Source organism: Streptomyces niphimycinicus (assembly GCF_018883605.1).
Lineage (GTDB): Bacteria > Actinomycetota > Actinomycetes > Streptomycetales > Streptomycetaceae > Streptomyces > Streptomyces niphimycinicus.
Window position 1 is genome coordinate 1 of the sequence record NZ_JAHLEM010000023.1, and the last position, 21,826, is coordinate 21,826.

Annotated in this window: 20 protein-coding genes; 10 read left to right on the forward strand and 10 right to left on the reverse strand. The window is 69.7% G+C overall.

The genetic code is table 11. The annotated features are described in order from the left end of the window. The 3 genes from KN815_RS02945 to KN815_RS02955 all read right to left on the reverse strand — a co-directional run. Nucleotides 1-1,295, reverse strand: a 1,295-nt coding sequence (locus tag KN815_RS02945) for a glycoside hydrolase family 38 N-terminal domain-containing protein (protein WP_507229898.1), incomplete at its 3' end; no start/stop codon positions are given. Nucleotides 1,296-1,306: 11 nt separating this feature from the next. Further along, entirely contained in the window at nucleotides 1,307-2,680 is a 1,374-nt protein-coding gene (locus KN815_RS02950; RefSeq protein WP_216339858.1) for a 6-phospho-beta-glucosidase, read from the reverse strand. Next, the gene (locus KN815_RS02955; protein WP_216339860.1) at nucleotides 2,677-3,426 is read right to left on the reverse strand and encodes a DeoR/GlpR family DNA-binding transcription regulator; all 750 of its coding nucleotides are present in this window, start codon (nucleotides 3,424-3,426) and stop codon (nucleotides 2,677-2,679) included. The genes KN815_RS02950 and KN815_RS02955 overlap by 4 nt, the downstream gene beginning before the upstream one ends. 135 nt (nucleotides 3,427-3,561) lie before the next feature. On the opposite strand from KN815_RS02955, the gene KN815_RS02960 reads away from it, so the two are divergent. Genes KN815_RS02960 through KN815_RS02980 form a run of 5 tightly spaced genes read left to right on the forward strand, consistent with a single transcriptional unit; the run spans nucleotide 3,562 to nucleotide 10,713 of the window. Next, nucleotides 3,562-4,614: a carbohydrate kinase family protein gene (locus KN815_RS02960; RefSeq protein ID WP_216339862.1), complete on the forward strand. Its 1,053-nt coding sequence runs from the start codon at nucleotides 3,562-3,564 to the stop codon at nucleotides 4,612-4,614. Between the two features lie 35 nt (nucleotides 4,615-4,649). Next, nucleotides 4,650-5,933 carry an extracellular solute-binding protein gene (locus KN815_RS02965; protein WP_216339864.1) on the forward strand — a complete coding sequence of 428 codons (1,284 nt, stop codon included), beginning with the start codon at nucleotides 4,650-4,652 and terminating at the stop codon, nucleotides 5,931-5,933. Next, nucleotides 5,930-6,901 carry a carbohydrate ABC transporter permease gene (locus KN815_RS02970; RefSeq protein WP_216339866.1) on the forward strand — a complete coding sequence of 324 codons (972 nt, stop codon included), beginning with the start codon at nucleotides 5,930-5,932 and terminating at the stop codon, nucleotides 6,899-6,901. The genes KN815_RS02965 and KN815_RS02970 overlap by 4 nt, the downstream gene beginning before the upstream one ends. A gap of 21 nt (nucleotides 6,902-6,922) precedes the next feature. Then, nucleotides 6,923-7,750 carry a carbohydrate ABC transporter permease gene (locus KN815_RS02975; RefSeq protein WP_372458240.1) on the forward strand — a complete coding sequence of 276 codons (828 nt, stop codon included), beginning with the start codon at nucleotides 6,923-6,925 and terminating at the stop codon, nucleotides 7,748-7,750. After that, a complete protein-coding gene (locus tag KN815_RS02980; RefSeq protein WP_216339894.1) occupies nucleotides 7,750-10,713 on the forward strand; it encodes a glycoside hydrolase family 2 TIM barrel-domain containing protein in 2,964 nt (987 codons plus the stop codon). Before KN815_RS02975 ends, KN815_RS02980 begins: the two co-directional genes overlap by 1 nt. Before the next feature lie 35 nt (nucleotides 10,714-10,748). Here KN815_RS02980 and KN815_RS02985 read toward each other — a convergent pair whose 3' ends face one another. Further along, a complete protein-coding gene (locus tag KN815_RS02985) occupies nucleotides 10,749-11,768 on the reverse strand; it encodes an LLM class flavin-dependent oxidoreductase (protein ID WP_216339870.1) in 1,020 nt (339 codons plus the stop codon). Between the two features lie 349 nt (nucleotides 11,769-12,117). Between KN815_RS02985 and KN815_RS02990 the strand changes: the two genes are divergently transcribed. Together KN815_RS02990 and KN815_RS02995 are read left to right on the forward strand one after the other, a co-directional pair. Further along, complete coding sequence (locus KN815_RS02990; RefSeq protein WP_216339872.1) at nucleotides 12,118-12,876, forward strand: SDR family oxidoreductase; 759 nt, start codon at nucleotides 12,118-12,120, stop codon at nucleotides 12,874-12,876. A 16-nt stretch (nucleotides 12,877-12,892) separates the two neighbouring features. Then, nucleotides 12,893-13,558 (forward strand): TetR/AcrR family transcriptional regulator, encoded by a 666-nt coding sequence (locus KN815_RS02995; RefSeq protein ID WP_216339874.1) that lies wholly within the window; start codon nucleotides 12,893-12,895, stop codon nucleotides 13,556-13,558. A gap of 190 nt (nucleotides 13,559-13,748) precedes the next feature. Here KN815_RS02995 and KN815_RS03000 read toward each other — a convergent pair whose 3' ends face one another. Next, nucleotides 13,749-14,321 carry a TetR-like C-terminal domain-containing protein gene (locus tag KN815_RS03000; RefSeq protein ID WP_216339876.1) on the reverse strand — a complete coding sequence of 191 codons (573 nt, stop codon included), beginning with the start codon at nucleotides 14,319-14,321 and terminating at the stop codon, nucleotides 13,749-13,751. Nucleotides 14,322-14,418: 97 nt separating this feature from the next. Here KN815_RS03000 and KN815_RS03005 point away from each other — a divergent pair, with 97 nt between their 5' ends. Further along, on the forward strand, nucleotides 14,419-15,720 hold the full coding sequence (locus tag KN815_RS03005) for an MFS transporter (protein WP_216339878.1): 1,302 nt from the start codon (nucleotides 14,419-14,421) through the stop codon (nucleotides 15,718-15,720). A 43-nt stretch (nucleotides 15,721-15,763) separates the two neighbouring features. Continuing rightward, nucleotides 15,764-16,564, forward strand: a complete 801-nt coding sequence (locus tag KN815_RS03010; protein WP_216339879.1) for an alpha/beta fold hydrolase — start codon at nucleotides 15,764-15,766, stop codon at nucleotides 16,562-16,564. 273 nt (nucleotides 16,565-16,837) lie between these two features. Here the strand turns inward: KN815_RS03010 and KN815_RS03015 are convergent, their stop codons facing one another. The 5 genes from KN815_RS03015 to KN815_RS03035 form a co-directional block, all read right to left on the reverse strand. Then, a complete protein-coding gene (locus tag KN815_RS03015) occupies nucleotides 16,838-18,106 on the reverse strand; it encodes an MFS transporter (RefSeq protein ID WP_216339882.1) in 1,269 nt (422 codons plus the stop codon). A gap of 180 nt (nucleotides 18,107-18,286) precedes the next feature. After that, complete coding sequence (locus KN815_RS03020) at nucleotides 18,287-18,559, reverse strand: hypothetical protein (protein ID WP_216339884.1); 273 nt, start codon at nucleotides 18,557-18,559, stop codon at nucleotides 18,287-18,289. A gap of 227 nt (nucleotides 18,560-18,786) precedes the next feature. Further along, entirely contained in the window at nucleotides 18,787-19,347 is a 561-nt protein-coding gene (locus tag KN815_RS03025) for an NADPH-dependent FMN reductase (RefSeq protein ID WP_216339886.1), read from the reverse strand. 139 nt (nucleotides 19,348-19,486) lie between these two features. Next, complete coding sequence (locus tag KN815_RS03030) at nucleotides 19,487-20,191, reverse strand: NADPH-dependent F420 reductase (protein ID WP_216339888.1); 705 nt, start codon at nucleotides 20,189-20,191, stop codon at nucleotides 19,487-19,489. Continuing rightward, complete coding sequence (locus tag KN815_RS03035) at nucleotides 20,191-21,141, reverse strand: LLM class flavin-dependent oxidoreductase (RefSeq protein WP_216339890.1); 951 nt, start codon at nucleotides 21,139-21,141, stop codon at nucleotides 20,191-20,193. The genes KN815_RS03030 and KN815_RS03035 overlap by 1 nt, the downstream gene beginning before the upstream one ends. A gap of 197 nt (nucleotides 21,142-21,338) precedes the next feature. Here KN815_RS03035 and KN815_RS03040 point away from each other — a divergent pair, with 197 nt between their 5' ends. Further along, the gene (locus tag KN815_RS03040; protein ID WP_216339892.1) at nucleotides 21,339-21,800 is read left to right on the forward strand and encodes a MarR family winged helix-turn-helix transcriptional regulator; all 462 of its coding nucleotides are present in this window, start codon (nucleotides 21,339-21,341) and stop codon (nucleotides 21,798-21,800) included. Nucleotides 21,801-21,826: the final 26 nt, after the last annotated feature.

The following is a 21,826-nucleotide window of genomic DNA, read 5'->3' on the forward strand; positions in this document are numbered from 1 at the left end:
TAGGTGTCCACCGGCGGGAAGTGGGTGAAGACCCGGGAGCCGTCGATGCCCTCCCACCAGAAGGTGTGGTGGGGCAGCTTGTTGGTCTGGTTCCAGGAGAGCTTCTGGGTCAGGAACCACTCGTTCCCCGCCAGCCTGGCCAGTTGCGGGAAGCAGGCGTTGTAGCCGAAGGAGTCGGGCAGCCATACGCCCTTGGTCTCGATGCCGAACTCGTCCAGGAAGAAGCGCTTGCCGTGGATGAGCTGGCGGGCCAGGGCCTCGCCGCCGGGCAGGTTGCCGTCGGCCTCCACCCACATGCCGCCGACCGGTGCCCACTGCCCGCCTCGCACGGCCTCGTGGATGCGGTCCCAGACCTGGGGGTAGTGCTCCTTGACCCAGGCGTACTGCTGCGCCTGCGAGCAGGCGAAGATGAACTCCGGGTACTCCTTGGCGAGCGCCGTGACGTTGGAGAAGGTGCGCGAGGTCTTGCGCTTGGTCTCGCGTATGGGCCATAGCCAGGCGGAGTCGATATGTGCGTGGCCGACGGCCGAGAGGGTGTGGGCGCTGGCGTTGGCGGGGCGCTCCAGCACACCGCGCAGGGCGTCGCGTACGTCGGTGGCGGTGCCGGAGATGTCGTCCAGGTCCAGCCGGTCCAGGGCGCGGTCGAGGGCGTGGGCGATCTCGTGGCGGCGGGGCTCGTGCTCGCTCAGCTCCAGCATCAGCTCGCGCAGCACGGTGAGGTCCAGGCCCAGGTGCCACACCTGTTCGTCCAGTACGGCCAGGTCGGCGCGGGCGAAGGTGTAGAGGGGGGCGCGGCCCGCCGTGAGCTTGTCGCCGAGCGGGGTGGGGCGGCTGAAGTCGTTTGCGAGGATGTCGGGGTTGGAGGCGGCCTCGATGAGGTACGAGATGTGCTCGCCGCCCTCGGCGGGGTTGGCCACCGGCACGTACTGGTTCTGCGGGTTGACCGCCTTGAGCGGGGCGCCGCCCGGGGTGTGGACCAGTGCCTCGGCCTGGTTGCCGGGCCAGTCGCCGACGAAGCCGAGGTCGAAGACGGCCTCGACGCGCTTGCCCGCCCACGCGGCCGGGACCTGGCCGTGCACCTTGAACCAGGTGGTGCCCCAGGGCGGGCCCCAGGGGGTTCCGGTGGTGAAGGGCTCGTACGCGGCCCCTGCCGCCTCGGCGAAGGGCACCGGTTCGTCGGGCGCCTGCCATGCCTCGATCGTGAAGGGCACCGAGGCCGAGTGGGCGGCGGGCTGGATGCGCTGGGTGAGGACGCGCTGGACGCGGTCCTCGATGCGGCGGCGTTCGTCATGCATGGCGAGGGCTCCTACGGGCGGTTCAGGTAGGCGAGTCCGGGGTGTGCCGTGGTGTAGCCGTCGACGAGGCGGTGGGCGACGGCGACCGAGTCGACGAGGGGGTGGAGGGCGAACGCCTTGACGGCGGTGGCGCGCGAACCGCTGTCGGCGGCGTTCATGACCTCGCGCTCGACGGCCTTGACGGCGCACACCAGGCCGGTGGCGTGGCCGGGCAGCGGGTCGACGGAGACGGGGTGCGCGCCACTCGCGTCCACCAGGCAGGGGACCTCGATGACGGCGTCCTCGTCGAGCGCGCCCAGCGTGGTGCGGTTGCGGACGTTGAGGATGAGGGTGGTGCGCTCGTCGCGGGCGATGGCGCGCATGAGGGCGAGGGCGACCTGTTCATAGCCGCCGGACTCCAGGTCCGACTCGTCGCGCTCGCCGGCGCCCGCCGCCTCGCGGTTGGCCGCCATGTAGGTGGCCTCGCGCTCGGCGCGGGTGCGGTCCCAGGTCGCGAGCGCGGGTGCGTGGCCCTGCTCCATCACCTCGTAGAACCGGGCCTGCTGGTCGCGGAGGAAAGCGCCGCGGGTCTGCTCGGCCTCGCGGTAGGCGCGTACCGCCCCCCGGTTGAAGTAGTAGTAGTGCAGGTACTCGTTGGGGATCGCGCCGAGGGAGGCGAGCCACTCGGGGCCGAAGAGCTTGCCCTCCTCGAACGAGCCGAGGGCCTCGGGGTCGGCGAGCAGCCGCGGGAGTTCGTCGCGCCCGGCGACGCGCAGGCCGCGCAGCCAGCCGAGGTGGTTCAGGCCGACGTAGTCGATCCACGCGCGGTCCGGGTCGGCGCCGAGCGCGCGGGCGACGCGGCGGCCGAGGCCCACCGGCGAGTCGCAGATGCCGATGACCCGGTCGCCGAGGTGGCGGGACATGGCCTCGGTGACCAGGCCCGCGGGGTTGGTGAAGTTGATGACCCAGGCGTCGGGGGCCAGCCGGGCGACCCGCCGGGCGATGTCGACGGCGACGGGGACGGTGCGCAGCCCATAGGCGATGCCGCCCGCGCCCACCGTCTCCTGGCCGAGGACACCGTGGTCCAGGGCGATGCGCTCGTCGGCGGCGCGCCCATCCAGGCCGCCGACGCGGATCGCGGAGAAGACGAAGTCGGCGCCGCGCAGCGCCTCGTCGAGGTCGGTGGTGTGGGAGACCGTCGGCGCTCCCCCGGCCTCCGGCCGGGCGGTGCCTCCCGGGCTCGCCGCGGCCTGTTCGGCCAGGACCCGGGCGACGGCGCCCAGCCGGCCGGCGTCCAGGTCGTGGAGGGTGACATGGGTGACGCGGCCCGGGGAGCGGTCGGCGAGCAGCGCCCCGTACACCAGCGGCACCCGGAACCCGCCGCCGCCGAGAATGGTCAGCTTCACACCCGCACCACCTTTACTCCTGCCTGCTCGAACACCGAGCACGTGGCCGAGTCCGAGGGGGCGTTGGTCACTACTGCGTCGAGATCCTCGGGGCCGCAGACCTTGGTCATGCCGGTGCCGGGGAACTTGCCCGCGTCGGCGAGCAGCACCACCTGGTCACTGGCCGCGATCATCGCCCGTTTCACCGGGACCTCGATGACCGTGGTGTCCATGATCTGCCCGCTGGGACGGACGCCGCTGGTCCCCAGGAAGAGCCAGTCGGCGTGGAGCTGGCGGAGGTTGTCCTCGGTGAGGAATCCGACCAGGGAGCGGTATTCGCGCCGGAGCACCCCGCCGAGCAGCACCAGCTCCACGGCGGTGTCATCGGCCAGCTCCTCGAACACCACCAGATTGCTGGTGATCACGGTCAGCCGTCGGCCGTGCAGTTGCCGGGCGAGCCGGTAGGCGGTGGTGCCGATGTCCAGCAGTACGGACTGCCCGTCCTCGATCATGCCCGCGGCGGCCACCGCCAGGGCGTCCTTCTCGGCCACCCGCACCCCGGCGACTTCCGCGAAGGGCTGATCGCCCTCCTCGACGACCGCGCCGCCGTGGACCCGGGTGAGCAGTCCCTCCTCCTCGAGCTTCAGCAGGTCGCGCCGGACGGTCGCGGCGGAGACCCCGAGCTGTTCGGAGAGGTCGGTCACGGCCGCCGGGCCGCCGGACCGCAGGGCGCGGAGGATCATCTGATGTCGTCGTTCAGCCAGCACGGCGAGCAGCGTACTCGTCAATCTCAATCATTTCTATGCATCCGAGTGCACCCCTCTTGCCATTTTTGCGCAGAGCCCGCACGATCCTCTGCAATGCGCTGCACTTCTGCACACTTTTGACGAGAGGAGGAGCTCGTGGCCGAACCTCCCCCGCCCGGGGAACGGGCTCCCGACGCCACGGGACCCGATGTCCTGGTGACCGGTCTGCTCTTCTACGACCTCGTGATGACCGGGCTCGGCCGGCCGCCGGCACCGGGTGAGGAGATCTGGACCCAGGGCATGGGCTGCGGCCCCGGCGGCATCGCCAACCTCGCGGTGGCCGCCGCCCGCTTCGGCCTCACCACCTCGCTGGCCACCGTCTTCGGCGACGACTTCTACGGGGCGTACTGCCGCGACATCCTCGCCCGGCAGGAGGGCGTCGACCTCGCGCTCTCGCGCACGGCACCCGGCTGGAACACGCCCGTGACCGTCTCGATCGCCCAGGGACACGACCGCGCACTGATCACACACGGCCAGGAACCCCCTTATCCGCAGGACGAGTTGATGGCGAACGCCCCGGGGGCACGGGCGGCCATCGCGCACCTCGGCACCGAGCCCCAGGCATGGATCGCGAAGGCCGCCGCCACCGGCACCAAGATCTTCGCGGATGTCGGCTGGGACCCCACCGGGGCCTGGTCCGGCGAGCTGCTCGACCAGCTCTCCCGCTGCCACGCCTTCCTGCCGAACGAGGGCGAGGCGATGGGCTACACGCGCACCGACAGCGCGCGGGCCGCACTCGGCAAGCTCGCCGATATCGTGCCGGTCGCCGTCGTCACCCGCGGCCCGCACGGAGCCCTCGCCGTGGACCAGACGACGGGCGAGGCCGCCGAGGTCGCCGCGCTCGACATCGATGTCGTGGACGCGACGGGAGCCGGGGACGTCTTCGGCGCGAGCTTCACCGCCGCGACCCTCGCCGGCTGGCCGCTCGCCGACCGGCTGCGCTTCGCGGTACTGGCCGCGGGCCTGTCCGTCACCCGGCACGGCGGCGCGCTCGCCGCCCCGGGCTGGCACGGCGTCGACCAGTGGTGGCGGACCACCGGCAGCCGCGACCCCGCGCTGCGGAGCGACTACGGATTCCTGGCGGACCGCATCCCCGAGGACCCCGGCCCCGCCCCGCACACCACACCCGTCACCCCCCACACCCTGTAATCGCAGTGCGTACTACCCGAAAGGCGGTGGGAGCGGTGCCCCTCTCGCGAAGAGCACTGCTGTACGCGGGCCTCGCCACCACGGCGACCGCGGCGCTCGGCGGCACCACGGCAGGCTGCTCGGTTCCGAACGGATCGACCGGCCGGAACATGACCCTCTGGTACTGGACCGGCGGGCTGAGCGACAAGGTCGTGGCGGACGCCAAGAAGCGCTTCACCGATGTCTCGCTCAAACCCGCCCAGATCGGCGGCTACTTCAAATCCAAGCTGCTCACCACGATGACCGGGCGCGCCTACGTGCCCGACATCACCGGTCTCAAGGGCGAGGACATGGCCTCGTACCTGCCCAACGCGGAGCAGTTCATCGATCTGCGCACACTCGGCGCGGAGCAGCTCAAGGACCGGTACCTGCCCTGGAAGTGGGCCGAGGGCATCGCTCCCGACGGCAGCATGATCGGTTTTCCCATCGACACCGGGCCGGTCGCCCACTACTTCATGCCCGAGGTGTTCGACCGGGCGGGGCTGCCGACCGATCCGGCGGAGGTCGGCAAGGAGATGGACACCTGGGAGAAGTACCTGGCGGCCGGTGAGCGGCTGAAGAAGAAGGTCCGCGGCGCGCATATGGTCATCGACGCGCTCACGATCTACCAGTACATGATCGCGCAGGGCACCCTGCGCTACGTCGATGCGGAACGGCGCTTCATCGGCGACCACGAACATGTGCGCCGCGCCTGGAACATGGCGATCGACGCGTACCAGCGCGGCCTGTGCTCCCGGTACCAGTCCGGCACCCCGGACGGCAACGCGGCCATCGAGAACGGACTGCTGCCCAGCCAGATCGGCGCCTCCTGGGTGGCCGGCGACCTCAAGCTGACCGTGCCCAAGACCAAGGGGAAGTGGCGGGTGGCCGCCCTGCCCGGCGGCCCGGCCAACAACGGCGGCTCCTTCCTGGCGATCACCAAGTCCTGCCGGAAGCCCGAGCTGGCCTTCGAGATCGTCACCTGGCTGCTGAACGCGGACAACCAGACCCGTGGTTTCACCGACGCCACGCTCTTCCCGTCCACCCCCGCCTCCTACCAACAGGCGGCGATGCGCGCGCCGGACCCGTTCTTCGGCGGCCAGGCCACCATCGATGTCTTCGGCCCCACCGCCGAGAAGATCCCGATCGCCTACCACAGCCCGTACGACTACCCCCTGGACCAGGCGGTCTCCGACGAACTGCGCAATGTGAACGCCCTGGGCAAGGATCCCCGCCGGGCGTGGAAGGACGCCATGGCCAAGTGCCGGCGCATAGCGGACCACCTGGGAGTCCTGACATGACCGGAATAGGAGCCGCTCCCACGCTCGGCGCGCCCGCCGACGACGGTGTCAGGTCCGTCCCCGCGCGGGCCAAGGCCCGCTCGGTGCTCGGGTACTGGCGGCTGTATCTGGCGATCTCGCCCTTCTATCTGCTCTTCCTGTGCTTCGGCCTGATCCCGGTGGGCTTCTCGCTCTATCTGTCCTTCCACCGGTGGGACGGGCTCGGCTCGATGGAGTACGCGGGCCTGTCGCAGTACCGCTATCTCCTCAGCGACGCACAGTTCTGGAACTCCCTCACCAACACCCTGATCATCTGGGCGATCGCCACCCTGCCGATGCTGTTCATCGCGCTGGTGACCGCGGTGATGCTCAACTCCGCGGTGCGGTTCAAGAACTTCTACCGCTTCGCGTACTTCCTTCCGAACGTCACCTCGGTCGTCGCCGTGGCGATCATCTTCACCTCGATCTTCTCCACCAACTTCGGCCTCGCGAACGCCGTGTTGCAAGGGCTCGGGCTCGATCAGGTGGCCTGGCTGAACACGGACTGGGGCATCAAGATCTCCATTGCCGTGCTGATGACCTGGCAGTGGACCGGCTACAACGCGCTGATCTTCCTCGCCGGGCTCCAGACCATTCCGAGCGAGCTGTACGAGGCCGCCCGCGTCGACGGCGCCGGACCGGTGCATACCTTCTTCCGGATCACCGTGCCGATGATGCGGCCGATCATCCTCTTCACCCTGGTCGTCTCGACCGTCACCGGACTACAGAGCTTCACCGAGCCGCAGGTGCTGCTGGCCAACACCAACAACACCTCCACCTTCGCGGGCGGCCCCGGCAACTCCGGCCAGACGATGGTCCTCTATTTCTTCCAGCAGAGCTTCGACAACAACGACTTCGGCTACGGCGCGGCCATCGCCTGGGGCATCTTCCTGGTCGTCGCCATCTTCTCGATCGTCAACTGGCGCCTGGTACAGCGCGGGGAAAAGTAGAGGGAGACCATCGTGAAAGGCATGAAGGGTACCCGCGCCAGAGGGCTGACCCTGCACATCTCGCTGATCGCCGGTGTGCTCGGCTCGCTCTTCCCGTTCTACTGGACCATCGTGATGTCGACCCATTCGTCGGCGGAGATCTTCCAGTACCCGCCGAAGCTGCTGCCGGGCTCGCACTTCGACGAGAACGTCCACCATCTCTTCCAGAAGATCGACTTCTTCGGGTCGATGTTCAACACCCTGGTCGTCGCCGTCTCGGTGACCTTCCTCGTGCTGTTCTTCGACTCGCTCGCGGCCTTCGTCTTCGCGAAGTTCCACTTCCCGGGCCGCCGGGCGCTGTTCGTCATCATGATGGGCATCTTCATGGTGCCCGCCCAGCTCCAGGCCATCCCGCAGTTCGTGATCATGGCGAAGCTCGGCTGGATCGGCTCCCTGACCTCGCTCGTCATCCCCGCGGCCGCCAACGCCTTCGGGATCTTCTGGATGCGCCAGTACATGAAGGGCTCCATCCACGACGAACTCATGGACTCCTCCCGGCTGGACGGCTGCGGCTTCCTCCGCCAGTACTGGCACGTGGCGCTGCCCGTGGTCCGGCCCGGCCTCGCCTTCCTCGGCATCTTCACCTTCATGGCCCAGTGGAACGACTACGCCTGGCCGCTGATCGCCCTGATCAACCCGGACCATGTGACGCTCCAGGTCGCCCTCTCGCAGCTCAACAGCGTGAACGGCACCACCGACTACGGCATGGTGATGGCCGGTGCGCTGCTCGCCCTGATCCCGCTGCTCGTCGTGTTCTTCATCGGTGCCCGCCAGATCATGGCGGACCTCGCCAAGGGGGCCATCCGATGATGGGCATCCCTCTGATGGATCTCCGGCCGTGGGAATCCCCCGAGCTCACCTCCTGGCGACGGCTGCCGATGCATGCCGTGGACCGCGGGGCGGGGGCCATCTCGCTGGACGACGACCACTGGCGCTTCCAACTGCTGCCCGCGCCGGAAGTGCCCCCGTCCGAGAACTGGCGGCATCTGAAGGTGCCCGGCGCCTGGACCACACAGGACACCGGCGACCTGCCGCAGTACACCAACTGGCGGATGCCCTGGCCCGACATCCCGCCGCACTCCCCCGCCGCGAACCCCACCGGCGTACACGAGCGCGACGTCGACATCCCGGCCGACTGGGCCGGGCGCCGCGTCATCCTGCACGTCGGCGCCGCGACCAGCGTGCTGATCGCCGAGGTGAACGGCCGGGCCGTGGGCATCGGCAAGGACTCGCATCTCGCGTCCGAGTTCGACATCACCGACGCGGTACGGATCGGCGCGGCCAACACCGTACGGCTGACCGTGGTGAAGTGGTCCGACGCCTCGCATATCGAGGACCAGGACCACTGGTGGCACGGCGGCATCACCCGCCCCGTCCTCCTCTACGCCACCGATCCGCTGTATCTGGCCGATGTGAGGATCAGCGCCCCCGCCGACGGACGGCTGCGCGTGGAGGTCCAGGTGCGCCACGCGGCCGGGCCACTGCCCGCGGGCTGGCGCGTGTCCGGACACCTCGACGGAGTCGGCGAACTCGCCGAAGACGAGGAGTACGCCGCCTGGTGCGTCCGGGAGGACCGGGTCTCGGACTTCCTCGGCGAGGCGCGCCTGTTCGCCACCGTGCCCGGCGTACGCCGCTGGTCGGCCGAGACACCCGAGCTGTACGGCCTGGACATCCGGCTGCACCGCCCCGACGGATCCATCGCCGACACCTCCCGCCACCGCGTGGGCTTCCGCACCGTCGAGATCAACGGCCGCGACCTGCTGATCAACGGCGAACGGGTCTTCATCCGGGGCGTCAACCGGCACGACTTCCACCCGCTCACCGGCCGCACCGTCACCCCCGGCGATATGCGCGCCGACCTGGAGACCATCAAGCGCTTCGGCTTCAACGCCGTCCGCACCGCGCACTACCCGAACGACCCCGCACTGCTGGACCTCGCCGACGAGCTGGGCCTCTACCTCGTCGACGAGGCCGACATCGAAAGCCACGACCACGCCCACGAGATCGCCGACGACCCCCGCTATCTGGCCGCGTTCGTGGACCGGGTCTCGCGTATGGTCCTGCGGGACAAGAACCACGCGTGCGTCATCGTCTGGTCGCTGGGCAACGAGAGCGACTACGGCGCGAACCACGACGCGGCCGCGGGCTGGCTGCGCCGCTACGACCCGACCCGCCCGCTGCAATACGAGGGGGCGGCCAAGACCGACTGGTCCGGGGCGGACATCGCCTCCGACATCCTCTGCCCGATGTACGCGTCACTGGACGAGATCACCGCGCACGCCGCCTCCGGCGAGCAGGCCAAGCCGCTCATCCTGTGCGAGTACTCGCACGCCATGGGCAACAGCAACGGCACCCTCGCCGACCACTGGGCGGCCATCGAGACCACCCCGGGTCTCCAGGGCGGCTTCATCTGGGAGTTCTGGGACCACGGCATCCTCCAGCGCCGGGCCACGGGCCGCCCCGCCGGGCCCACCGCGACCGGCGCCTACGCCCATGGGGTGGCGGCCGACGGCTACCGCTGGGCGTACGGCGGGGACTTCGGCGATATGCCGAACGACGGCGCGTTCTGCGCGGACGGTCTGGTCTTCCCCGACCGCACCCCGAAGCCCGCGATGTACGAGCACCGCGAGATCGCCGCCCCGCTGCGGCTGACCCGGAGCGATCCTGACCGCCCGCCCCGTGTCACCAACGCCCAGCACTTCCGCGATATGTCCTGGCTGACGGCCGAGTGGCGGCTGTCCGTCGAGGACGGCGGCACCCGCACCGCCCCGGCCGTACTGCCCGACCTGCCGCCCGGGGCCTCGGCGGACCTGCCCCTGCCCCACGGGCTGCTGGCCGAACTGCCCGCCGCGGGCGCCGCCGGCGGCGGCGAGGCATGGCTGACGCTGCATGTGACCACGCGCCACGACGAGCCCTGGGCACCGCGCGGCACCGAAGTGTGCGCGCCCCAGATCCAGGTGCGCGAACGGCCCGCTCCGGCGCCGGTGTCCGTGGTGGTCTCCGCCCACTCCCCCGATGTCGACGCGGAAGGGCTGTTGCGCCATCCGCTGCTGACCTGCCCGCCCGCCTTGAGCCTGTGGCGGGCGCCCACCGACAACGATCTGCTGGGCGGCGCCGCGGACCACTGGCGCGGGCTGGGCCTCGACCGGCTCGTCCGCGAGCCCGTCTCGGTCGACCGGACGGACGGCCGTATCCGCGTGCGCTCCGTCTACCCGACCGGCGCGGGCCTCGTCGAGCACCAGCAGGTCTTCACCCCCCTCAATGACGACGGCCTGCTGATCGAGGAGAGCGCCGTCCTCCCCGAGGGGCTGACCGACGTCGCGCGCGTGGGCACGGTCTTCGAGACGGTGGCCGGGCTGAACCACCTCCAGTGGTACGGCCAGGGCCCCTGGGAGACCTACCCGGACCGGCGGACGGGCGGTCCGGTGGGCCACCACCGGGCCCGCGTGGACAGCCTGTTCACCCCTTATCTGCGCCCCCAGGAGAGCGGTGGCCGGTCCGGCGTACGCCGCTTCGCGCTGCTGTCGGACACCGGCACCGGTCTCGGTGTACGGCTGGACGCGCCCCGCCAGGTCTCGGTCACCCGGTACCGCGCGGCCGACCTCGCCACCGCCTCCCACCACGACGAGCTGACCCCCAGGCCACGGTGCGTGGTCCAGCTCGACGCCGCCCACCGGGGCCTGGGCACCGCGTCCTGCGGCCCGGACACCCTCCCGCGCTACCGGCTGGGCCCCGGCACGTACCGCTGGTCATGGGTGCTGCGCCCGCTGTGACGCGCCCGCGCCGGGCGGCGTGGAGGTGATGCGCGCTACGGGGCCGCCTGCCGGCCCAGGGCCGGGCCGAGCCGGGTGGCGATGTCCGTGAGGATCTGGACGTAGTCCTCGTGGTCGAAGGTGAAGGGCAGGGCGAACGCCACCTCGTCGACCTCCCGGAAGGCGGCATGGGCGGCGAGCCGTTCGGCGATCTCCCCGGAGGTGCCGACGAGATCGGGCGCGAACATCATGCGCGCCGGTCCCTGGGGCGTGGCGGTACGCGGCATGCGTTGCAGGGCGTACCGCTCATACTTCGCGCGCTGCTGCGGCGAGGCGGTGTCGGTGGGAATGACGACGAGCCCTTGGGAGACCCGGGCACGGTCGCCGTCGGGGTGGTGGGCGCGGAAGGTCCGGATGTGCGAGAGCTGGATCTCGGCGAAGTCCTCGGACTCCTCCGCCTTCACGACGCTGCTGGTGAGCAGATTCATGCCGTGTTCACCGGCCCACCGGGCCGACCGCAGGCTGCCACCGCCGTACCACATGCGGCGGCCGAGCCCCGGGGAGTGCGGCTGGACGCGGTCGGAGAACACCTCGAAGCCCTCGACCCCGCTGAAGTCGGTGACCGGTTCGCCGCGTACGAAGTCCAGCAGTCGTCGCACCCGCTCGTGGCCGAAGTCCTCGAGGTCGGCGGTGTCGGGGTAGAGCACGCCCTTGACCTGGTCGTAGTGGTTCGGCGGACCGACACTGACCCCCGGGTTGAGGCGGCCCCGGGACAGGATGTCGACGGTCGCCAGGTCTTCGGCCAGCCGCAGCGGGTTCTCCCAGCCCATGGGTATGACCGCGGTGCCCAGCTCGATGCGGCTGGTGCGCTGCGAGGCCGCCGCGAGAACGGCCATCGGGGAGGAGATGCCGTATTGCAGATGCCGGTGGCGCACCCAGGCGCTGTCGAAGCCCAGCCGCTCGCCCATCTCGATGATCCGCAGTGTCGACTCATGGCCCCGGTGAGGGTCGGCCTCGTCGAACAGCCCTATGGTCAGGAAACCCAGCTTCCGTAGGGGTTTCGAGGTCAGCGGCATGGTGTGGCTCCCTGTCAGATGGCGGTCGACGACGTGAGGCCGACGGCGGTGGCGAACGCGCCGTCGTGGTGGACGGGGCGGTACTCCGCCGAGTACGGGAAGTCCGTCGCCCGCGTCCTGCCAGGAGCCGCCCGAGAACCGGTCGGTGCCCCACCAGGCGCCGAGCGCTCCCGGGGACGGTGGAAATCGCGCTCAGCGACAAAGAGCGCTGGAGGTGCGCAGGTAGTCCACGTAGCGGCAGAGCACGCCCGGATGCGTCGAGTGCATGCATATACGACAATTTTGAACGGAGCGCTCCGCTCCGATAGATTGAACGCCACACACTTCGTTCCGCCGACACGGAGGACATATGAAGGCGACAGGCAGACCGACGGCTCTGGTGACCGGCGGCAGCCGGGGAATCGGCGCGGCGACTTCGCGTGAACTCGCGGCTCGCGGATACCGCGTGGCGGTCAATTACTTCTCGAACCGTGAGGCGGCCGGCCAGGTGGTCAAGCTCATCGAGGCCGACGGCGGCGATGCCTTCGCCGTGCAGGCCGATGTGTACGACCCCGGCCAGGCAGCCGAACTGCTGGAGAGCGCCACCGTCGACGGACGCCTGGACGTCCTTGTCTGTAACGCCGGCGCCCGTTTCACCCCGGCCCCCGTGCAGGCCCTGCCCTGGGACGACTTCAAGAGGAAGGTGACGGATGAACTGGCGTCCGTCTACCCCCTCACCCAGCAGGCCCTGGCGATCATGGGCGCGCGAGGGCAGGGACGGATCTTGTATGTCTCCAGTGCCGTGGCCGACGGTCCACCCACCGCGGGCATGGCCGCCCATGGCACCGCCAAGGCCGCTCTGAACACCTTCGCCCGCTTCGTCGCCTACGAGGCCGGCCCACTCGGCATCAAGGTCAACGTGGTGGCGCCCGGATTCGTGCGCACCGAGGCCAGCGCCGGTATGCCGCAGGAGTTCCAGCAGCGCTTGGTGGAGCGCACCCCGCTCGGACGGGTCGCGGAACCGGAGGACGTGGCCCGGGCGATCGCGATGCTCGTCGGCGACGATGCCGGTTTCGTCACCGGCTCGGTGCTCACCGTCGACGGTGGGCACGGGGTGGCCCGCCCTTAAGGGAGAATGCTGCGCCATGGGTGACACGCACGCAGCCAAACCGCGAGGCCGCCAACGTGAGGCGGACCGCAACGACGCCCGTCTCATGCAGGCCGCACGCGAAGTCTTCGCCGAGCGCGGCTGGGACGCCCCCGTCTCGGAGATCGCCCGTCGAGCGGGCATCGGCATGGGCAGTCTCTACCGCCGCTACCCCAGCAAGGAACTACTGGCCCAGCGCATGCGGCTCGCGGGCATGGAGCAGCTCGTCACCCAGGCGCACACGGCACTCGCCGAAGAACCGGACGCGTGGGCCGCCTTCGCCCGTTTCCTGCACGACGCGTTGTCGGCCCAGGGGTCAAGCGGTCCACTTCTCCCCCAGGTCGGCGGGCGGCTGCCGGCCACGGACGAAGTCGTGGCCGCCGCCGACCGGCTGCGGGCCGCTCTGGACGCCCTGGTGGGAGGCGCGCACCGGGCAGGGGTGCTACGTGCGGATTTCACCTCCGCCGACATCCCGTTGCTGCTCGAACATCTCGCTGCGCGGATTCCCGTCACCGGTGGGCGCGCCACCGCGCTCCACCTGCGCTACCTGGACCTGGTCCTCGCCGGACTGCGCGCCCCGGCCGCCGATCAAGCCACCATCCTGCCGGGACCGGCCCCGGACTGGGCGGAGCTCAGCGAGCTGTGGAACGCGCCTGGAGGGTGACAGTCCCACCGACGTCATTTGCGCCCGGTTGTCCATGCCGCCAGAGCAGGCATGACCCCGCCCACCATGAGAGTCCCTGCCGGCACCCCCACCGGCAGGACCACCCGCACGCGCTCAGCGCCGACGCCGGGCATTGGGCTGGGCGCCCTTCACCTGGCATCGGTTATCGGGCACCGGGGTGTGGGGGTTGTCAGTCCGGCAGCAGGTTGGTCACCAGGCCGCGTGTCCACTCGGGGGTCAGGGCCTGGTCGGTGAAGACCGCCCGGTAGTAGAGGGGGGCGATCACGGCGTCCGTGACGCGTTCGACGGTCGGGGTCTGATTGCCCCGGGCCTGGTCCCGTTCGAGCATGGCCTGGAGCTGTTGCCGGCGCTCTCCCGTGCAGGCGCTGGCGCCTTGATCTCCGGCTGTGCCGATGGTGGCGCGCACCAGAGGGAGGGTGTCCGGGTCGTTGAGGTCCTTGGCGAGGTCGGAGGCGTAGCGCTCCAGGTCCTCGCGGAGGCTTCCGGTGTCCGGCACCACGATGTCGCCCGAGAAACGGCTGGTCGCGACATCGGTGAGCAGTTCGCCGACGGAGCCCCAGCGGCGGTAGACCGTGGTGGCGTGCACGCCCGCGCGGGCCGCCACGACCGGGATCGTCAGCGGTTCGTCGGCCTCGTCGGTGAGCAGCTCCTCGACCGCCCGGTGGACCGCCGCGCGGATGCGGGCGGAGCGGCCGCCGGGCCGGCTACCGGTGTGGGGCGGAGGGGCAGCGCGCGTGGACATGTGACCAGTATGGCATCGATCACTGCGTTTGAAAGCAGCGATCGATGCGTTTACGGTAGCGTGAAGCCATTAACGCATCGATCACTGCGAGAATCACATGTCTGCTCCATCCGCAGTCACCGCCAGGCCGCCCGCCGGGGATCCGCACCGCGCACCATGGACGGGTGCCTTCCCCTACGTGGGCGCCGTCCTCGTCCTCTTCCTGGCCGCTTCCAGCGCACCGTCCCCGCTCTACGCGATCTACCAGCAGCAATGGCATTTCACGGCGTGGGTGCTATCCGTCGTCTTCGCCCTCTACGTGGTCGGCCTGCTGGGCTCGCTGCTCGTCGTCGGAGCGCTGTCGGACCATCTCGGCCGCCGGCCGGTACTCGCCGCGGCGATCGGGCTGGAGATGGTCGCGCTCGTCATGTTCTACGTCGCCGGGGACGTGTTCGTCCTGTCCGCCGCCCGGGTGCTCCAGGGCATCGCGACCGGGGCGGCGACGACCACTCTGAGCGCCACCCTTGTCGATCTCGAGCCATCGCATGCCCGCGGTCGCGCGGGCGTCATCACCTCGGTGTCTCCCCTGACCGGGCTCGCCCTGGGTGCCCTCGGCAGCGGTGTGCTGGTGGAGTTCGGCCCCGCCCCGACCCGGCTGGTCTACACGCTGCTGTTCGGCGGAATGGCGCTGGCGGCGGTGATCGTCGCCGTCATGCCGGAAACGTCGCTCCGACGGCCGGGAGCCGTCGCCTCCCTGCGCCCGCGGGTCGCGATGCCCGCACACCTGCGCGCGGACATCGTGCCGGTGGTGCCGGCGATGATCGCCGGCTGGGCCTTGGCCGGGATGTACCTCTCGCTCGGCCCGTCCGTCGCCGCCGAGTTGCTGGGGCTGCGCAGCCATCTGGTCGGCGGCGTCGTGGTGACGCTCCTGACGGGCACCGGAGCGCTCGCGGTCTTCCTGCTCCGCTCCCGTCCCGCGCCCTCGCTGCTGGCCCCCTCGTCCGCACTGCTCGGACTCGGCACCCTGATATCGCTTGCCGGAGTCGCCGATGACCTGGCCTGGCTCGCCGCCGTCGGCACCGTCGTCTCGGGTCTCGGCATGGGCGCGTCGGTGCTGGCCACGTTCGGCACCTTCGCCCGGATCGCCAAGCCGCATGAGCGCAGCGAGGTCTTCGCCCTGGCGAACATCATCGCCTATCTGGGAAACAGCGTGCCCTCCGTCCTCGGCGGCATCGCGGTCACCGTCCTGGGCGTGCGGACCGCCACCGGGATCTACGCACTGGCCATCGCGGTGATCGCCGCCACCGCCCTCGCCCTGAGCCTGAACCAGATACGGGCGGAGCGCCGTGCCGCCTTGGCCCCTGCGGCTCAGGCTCCCGCCGCCGCGGAGGCTCCGGCCACCGCCGTTTCATGCCACTGAACCGATCCCCCGTTTACCCTCCGGAACAGCACAAGGAGACGCCGTGACGAACACGAGCAGGACCAGGAAGCACCTTGAGGTTCAGCGATCGGACCACACGACGATCCGGTACACGGCCGGCGGTCCGGCCGGAGGGCCGACGCTGGCTCTCATCCACGGCTGGGCGTGCGACCGCGGCGACTACGACGCGGTGACCGACCATCTGCCCGCGGACTACCGCGTCCTCGCCATCGACCTCGCCGAGCATGGCGAGTCCCGGTCGACGCGGGACGTCTGGACCATGGAAGAGTTCGCCCGCGACGTGGCGGCGGTACTGGAGGCCGAGTCGGTGGACACATGCGTCGTGGCCGGGCACTCGCTCGGCGGGGCCGTCGCCGTCGAGGTCGGCCGGCTGCTCCCCGACACGGTCTCGCATGTGGTCACGCTCGACGCGCTGCACTACTTGTCCCTGTTCCCCGCACTGAGCGAAGAGCAGACCGATGCGATGCTGAGCATGTTCCGCGAGGACTTCGCCGCAGGGGTGCGAGGGCTCGTGGAGGGAGGCTCGCCGACCGGGACCGACCCTGCCCTCAAGGACGCGTACTTCGAGAAGATGGTCGCGGTGCGGCAGCCCGCGGGTCTGCGTTCCATCGAGGGCCTGATCCGCTGGGACATGGACGCGGCGCTGCGGGAGACAAAGCAGCCGATCACCGTGTTCGCGATACGTGACCTGGTGACGCAAGAAGCGATCGACCGCTATGGCGACCGCTTCGACATCGTGCCCGTCGACCTGGGCAGCCACCACTTCCCGGTGGAGGCACCCGAAGGCACGGCGAAGCTTCTTGCGGGCGTGGGAACCGCGTAGCGACGCGCCTGATGCGGCTCTCCCCCACCAACCAGCCACCAGGTGGCAGGTCTGCCGACGGCCGGGCCCGCAGCGGGCCCGGCCGGGTCCGCACCCGGCGTTGCGAACCCTTTCGGGTGCGGGGCAGACGCCATCACCAGCGCAGCACCGTGACCGCCTGCCGGAATGTGCCCGGGACCCGCGACCCACGGGGCGTGTTGAGGCGCCGGCGATGCGCGGCGAGCAACCGGGAGAGGTGCTGCCATCGGGCGGGGGTGCTCGAGATGGTCCGTTTCAGGATGCCTTTTGGTCGGCGGGTTTCTCGATCTCGCTGGTCACCCGTGCACCTCGGAAGAGCACCGGGAGCCACAGGAGACATGCCAGCAGGGGGACCGCGGCGTAGGTGGCCATGCCCACACTGGAGCCCAGCCCGTCCATGAGGGCGCCGAGGACGAGATAGCCGATGCCGATGAGCGCCGACTCCACGAATGCGATCATCGACAGCAGGCTCGCCCGGTGACGCGACGGCACGGCCTCGTTGAACACGTTGTCCACGATCACGGCGGTGATCTCGGGAATCCCGACCAGGGCCAGGAACGCGGCGATGGTGACCCAGACAAGGCCGAGGCCGCTGAGCCCGAGTGCCGCGGCGAGCGTCAGGAGGGACACCGGGACTATGACCCGATACCCGATGCGCCGGTCCGCGCGGTCCGACAGCAGCGGAGTGAGCCCGCCGGCGAAGAATCCCGCCGCTATGACCACGCTGACCAATGCGGTGCCCGCTCCCTGACCGGAGAGGGTCTTCTGCGTAAAAATGATGTACGGCGTCAAAGTTGCATGCATCAATCCGGACACCACGACAAGCGTCACGAGCGCCGGCGTGGCGACCCGAAGCATCGCCCGCCATGCTGTGGCGTCGCCGTGCTCCTTAGCTCCGTCCTGCTCGTCCACCGCGTCCGCGCCGCGGATCTCGGGCACCCGTGACATCAGCACCACCACGGCCAGGACGAGGCACGCCGCCGAACCGACGTAGACGACTCCCCAGGAGATCCGCTGCAGTTGGCCGCCGAGGACGATGGCGGCTCCCGAGGTGACCGTCCCGAGCATGGTGAACCGGGACTTGATCTTGACGTAGTTGGCCGTTGCACCACGACGCACGAGCAGGTCGTACAGCAGGGCGGTGTCCGAGCCGGATACACATGCCATGCCCACGCCTTGGCCGATGAACAGCGTCAGGAACACCCAGTAGTTGGAGAACGTCCCCTGGCCGAGCAGACATACAGCTATCAGCATCTGGCCGATCACGATGCCGGCACGCCTGCCGATTCGGTCGGCGATGACTCCCGTCGGCAACTCCGCAAGTCCGCTGACCAGGTAGAGCAGTGTCTGCAATAGGGCCACTTGCCCGGCGGAGAAGCCTCGATGCTGAAGGAAGAGGACGAATACGCCGCGCTGGAACAGCGTGTTGGCGAGCACGGCGTATACGTAGAACGGGCGCGTGACACTTCGTGCAGCATTGTCGACTGCAACCGACCCGCTGAGGGCCTTTGTGGTGCCGGTCATGCCGCGGGCTCCCTGGTGACTCCGGTGATCATTAGCGTTGTGCCCCCGCCACCGACCGGAACCTCCAGTCCATACTTCGCGCAGGATATTGGGCTGACCCTCCGGAACCCGGTGTCAGCGCCGCGGCCATCTTCACAGCCCGCAACCACGGCCTCAACCCCATGACCGCCCCGCGCGACCTCATTCCGCCCGGAGGGCGTCGTAGCCGAAGACCACGATCGCTGTGACACTGCCGGCCAGGCCGAGACCGAGAGGGATACCCGCTCCGCCGAGCACGACCGGTGCCAAGCAGATGACGGGCTGGTGTCCTCTGCGTCCGTGCTGCGGATAGTTGATCACGTGGGCACGGCTCGGCATACGCGGTCCTCTTCCCCGGGCCGCGGCCACGGCCGGCAGTGCGTAGCCGACCATGGCCAGGGTGACGTGCCGCTTCCACGCCCGATAGCCGCGCACCTGGCCCGGCCTGGGGGTGTCCGCGGCCCCGGGTGAAGCTCGGCGGTGGCCCGGCCCGGAGGGACGTGTATCGCACGGCCGGTTGCCGATATCCGCACAAGCAGGTCGGGCCGGTGGGGTCCCCCGTGGTGACATCGTCATCACCGCCAGGGGCCCACCGGCCCGGCCCGTGTCCGCCTGACCGGCTGCTCTCCGCAGGACAGCGCTCAGGCGAGCAGGTGTGTCCGTTACGCGGCGCGCAGCGGGGCGAGGGCCGCGCTCCAGGCCAGCACCTGGTCCAGGGTGGCGTTCAGCGCGTCCACCTGGAATTGGCCGGGCTTGAAGTCGCTGAAGTTCTCGAAGTCGTGGAACAGCGACAGCGCGACCTGCGAGCGCACGTCTGCCATCTGCAACTCACCGGCCACCAGGCGCAGGTGCTCCACCGCACGGGCGCCGCCCAGGGAGCCGTAGCTGACGAAGCCGACCGCCTTGTTGTTCCACTCGGCGTAGAGGTAGTCGATCGCGTTCTTCAGCACCCCGGAAGTCGAGTGGTTGTACTCGGGCGTCACCATGATGAAGCCGTCAAACGAGTCGATCTTGTTCGCCCACTCCTGCGTGTGCGGCTGAGCGTACTGGCCCAGCGACGGCGGGAGCGCCTCGTCGAGGTGCGGCAGCTTGTAGTCCAGCAGATCGACCAGTTCGAACTCGGCGTCGGTGCGCTGTGAGGCGATGTCGCGTACCCAGCGGGCCACGGCCGCGCCGTTGCGTCCGGGACGGGTGCTGCCGAGGATGATTCCGATCTTAATCATGCCAAAACCCTTCATGAAGGTGCTCCCGGCGCACATCCGGGAAATATTTGCTTCGCCAAGCAACCTAATCGCGGGTGATTGCTTCGTCAAGTACCTGCTGAGTGGTGAGTGGTTCATGGGCTCATGGGGAGAGCCGCCATCATGGTCGGCGCGGAGCAGCGGCTCGAGCCCCGCTGACCGTCCGGCCGCGCTCAGACGCCGGGAAGCGGTCAAGCATGGCGCGCAGTTCGTCGGCGCTGGTGTTGGCCCCGAAGGGTTCGGTTCCCGGTTCGAAGCGCACGCCCTCGGAGAGCGGGCCGGCGACGACGGGGTCGAAGCCGAAGGCGTTCACGAGGAGGGCGGCCGTGGCCCGGTCGCCAGGATCGTCAGCGGTGATGGCGATCCCCTTGCGGCCCATCGCCCCGGCGGGCCGGGCCTCGTCCTCCAGGTCGTGGTAGCCCATGTGGTTGAACGCCTTGACCACGCGCGATCCCGGCAGGAACGCCTGGACGATCTCGCTGGTGGAGGTGCGCGGGTCGGTGAGGTCGTCGCGTACGCCGTCGGCTTCCCACCAGTAGTTCATCGCGTCGATGACGAATTTGCCGTGCGGCGCCTCGACGGGGATGCCGCGGTACTTGCCCAGGGGAAGGGCCAGGATCGCGATGTCCGCCCGGGCCGCGGCCTCGGCCGCGGTGACCGCTGTCGCGCCGGGCGCGAGGACCTCGACGGTAAGAGCGATGTCGTCGGGTTCGCGTGATCCCGCGATCAGTACTCGGTAGCCGCCCGCAAGGGCGAGCCGCGCCAATACGGTCCCCACTTTTCCGGCACCCAGGATGCCGATCGTGCGGACGTCCTCGATGTTCATTACGTCTCCTTTCGCGGGGTCAGTCGGCGAGGATGCCGCGGACCGCCGGGATCACCTTCGGAACATGGGTGGGCTCCTTGCCGAGCAGTTCTCGTGAGCGCGCCGCTGTCGATCTCCGCCAGATAGCGTTCGCGGGTCGGCTTGTAGAAGCCGCGTTCCGCGGCCAGTTGGGTGACGACCGGCTCCCAGTACCGCCACCAGATCTCGGTCGCCTCCTCGTCGGTGTCGGCGATGAGTCCCAGCGAGTGCTGGCCGATCGGTTGCGGATCGTGTCCGGACTGCTGGAGCGCCCGGTGGTAGAGATCGACGTGGCCGGCGAACCGCTCCGGGCGTCCGCCGATGATGGCCAGCATCAGGGGCAGTCCGTAGCGGGCGGCACGGACCACGGAGTGCGGGCTGCCGCCCACGCCGATCCAGGTGGGGATCCCGCCGGGCCGCATCCGGGGACGCGGCCGCTGCTCGACAAGCGGCGCCCGGAACGCCCCGGACCACGTCACCGCCTCCTCCCGCTGGAGACGCATGAAGAGGTCGAGCTTCTCGTCGAAGAGCGCTTCGTAGTCGGCGATGTCGTAGCCGAACAGGGGAAACGACTCCGTGGCCGACGCACGCCCGAGCACGAGTTGGGCACGGCCGTCGGATACGGCGTCCAAGGTGGAGAAGTCGTGGTAGATCCGCACAGGATCATTGGTGCTCAGTACGGTCACCGAGGTTCCGAGGCGGATGCGTTCCGTGACGGCGGCGATGGCGGAGAGCAGTACGGGGGTGGCGCTGTCGACATGTCCCGATCGGTAGTGCTCGCCGACGCTGAAGACGTCCAGCCCTGAGGCTTCGGCGAGCGCGGCCTCCTCGACGAGCAGCCGGACCGTCTCGGCGTCGTCGAGCACGCGACCGCTGTCCGTCGCGACCTCCCCGAACGAGTCGAGCCCGAATTCGAATGTAGAAGCCGTCATGGTCTCCTCCTCATGTGGTCCCGCAGACAGCCGACCGTCCAAGCGATTTGATTGACGCGTCAAGCATTGACCTATGTATTTGACGTGCCAAGCAGAAGCCTCCGACGACGGACCCCACACCCGCGGCACCTCCGCGTCGACCTACTTGCTACGCCAATCAACTTTCTACTTGCAGAGTCAAGCGCTACCATGTGGCCATGAGCAGCAGCAAGGAGCGAGCCGAGCCGATGAGTGCGGCCGAGGACGCCTTCATCCGCGCCTTGAGCCGGGTGCTGCTGGCGATGCCGCGCGCCGTTGAGCACGACATGGCACGCGGGGGGCTGCTACCGCTCAGCGAGTACACGGCACTCATGCATCTCTCCGAAGTTCAGGGCCGGACGATGCGGATGAGTGAACTCGCCTCCGTGTCCAACCTCTCCCTCAGCGGCATGACACGCATCGTCGACCGTCTGGAGCGGCGGAGTCTTGTCAAGCGTGTGAGGTGTGACGAGGACGGCCGCGGCTGGAACGCCGTCCTCACCGATGCCGGGTTCGCCGCGCTGACCGAGTCCTGGCCGATCCACCTCGCCAGCGTGCGCCGACACGTTCTCGACCATGTCCAGGGCGAGGACCTGAGTCGGCTCACCACAGTGTTGCAGCGCATCGCCACCGACACCTGACGCGTTTCGCACGCGTGCTGTGAGCG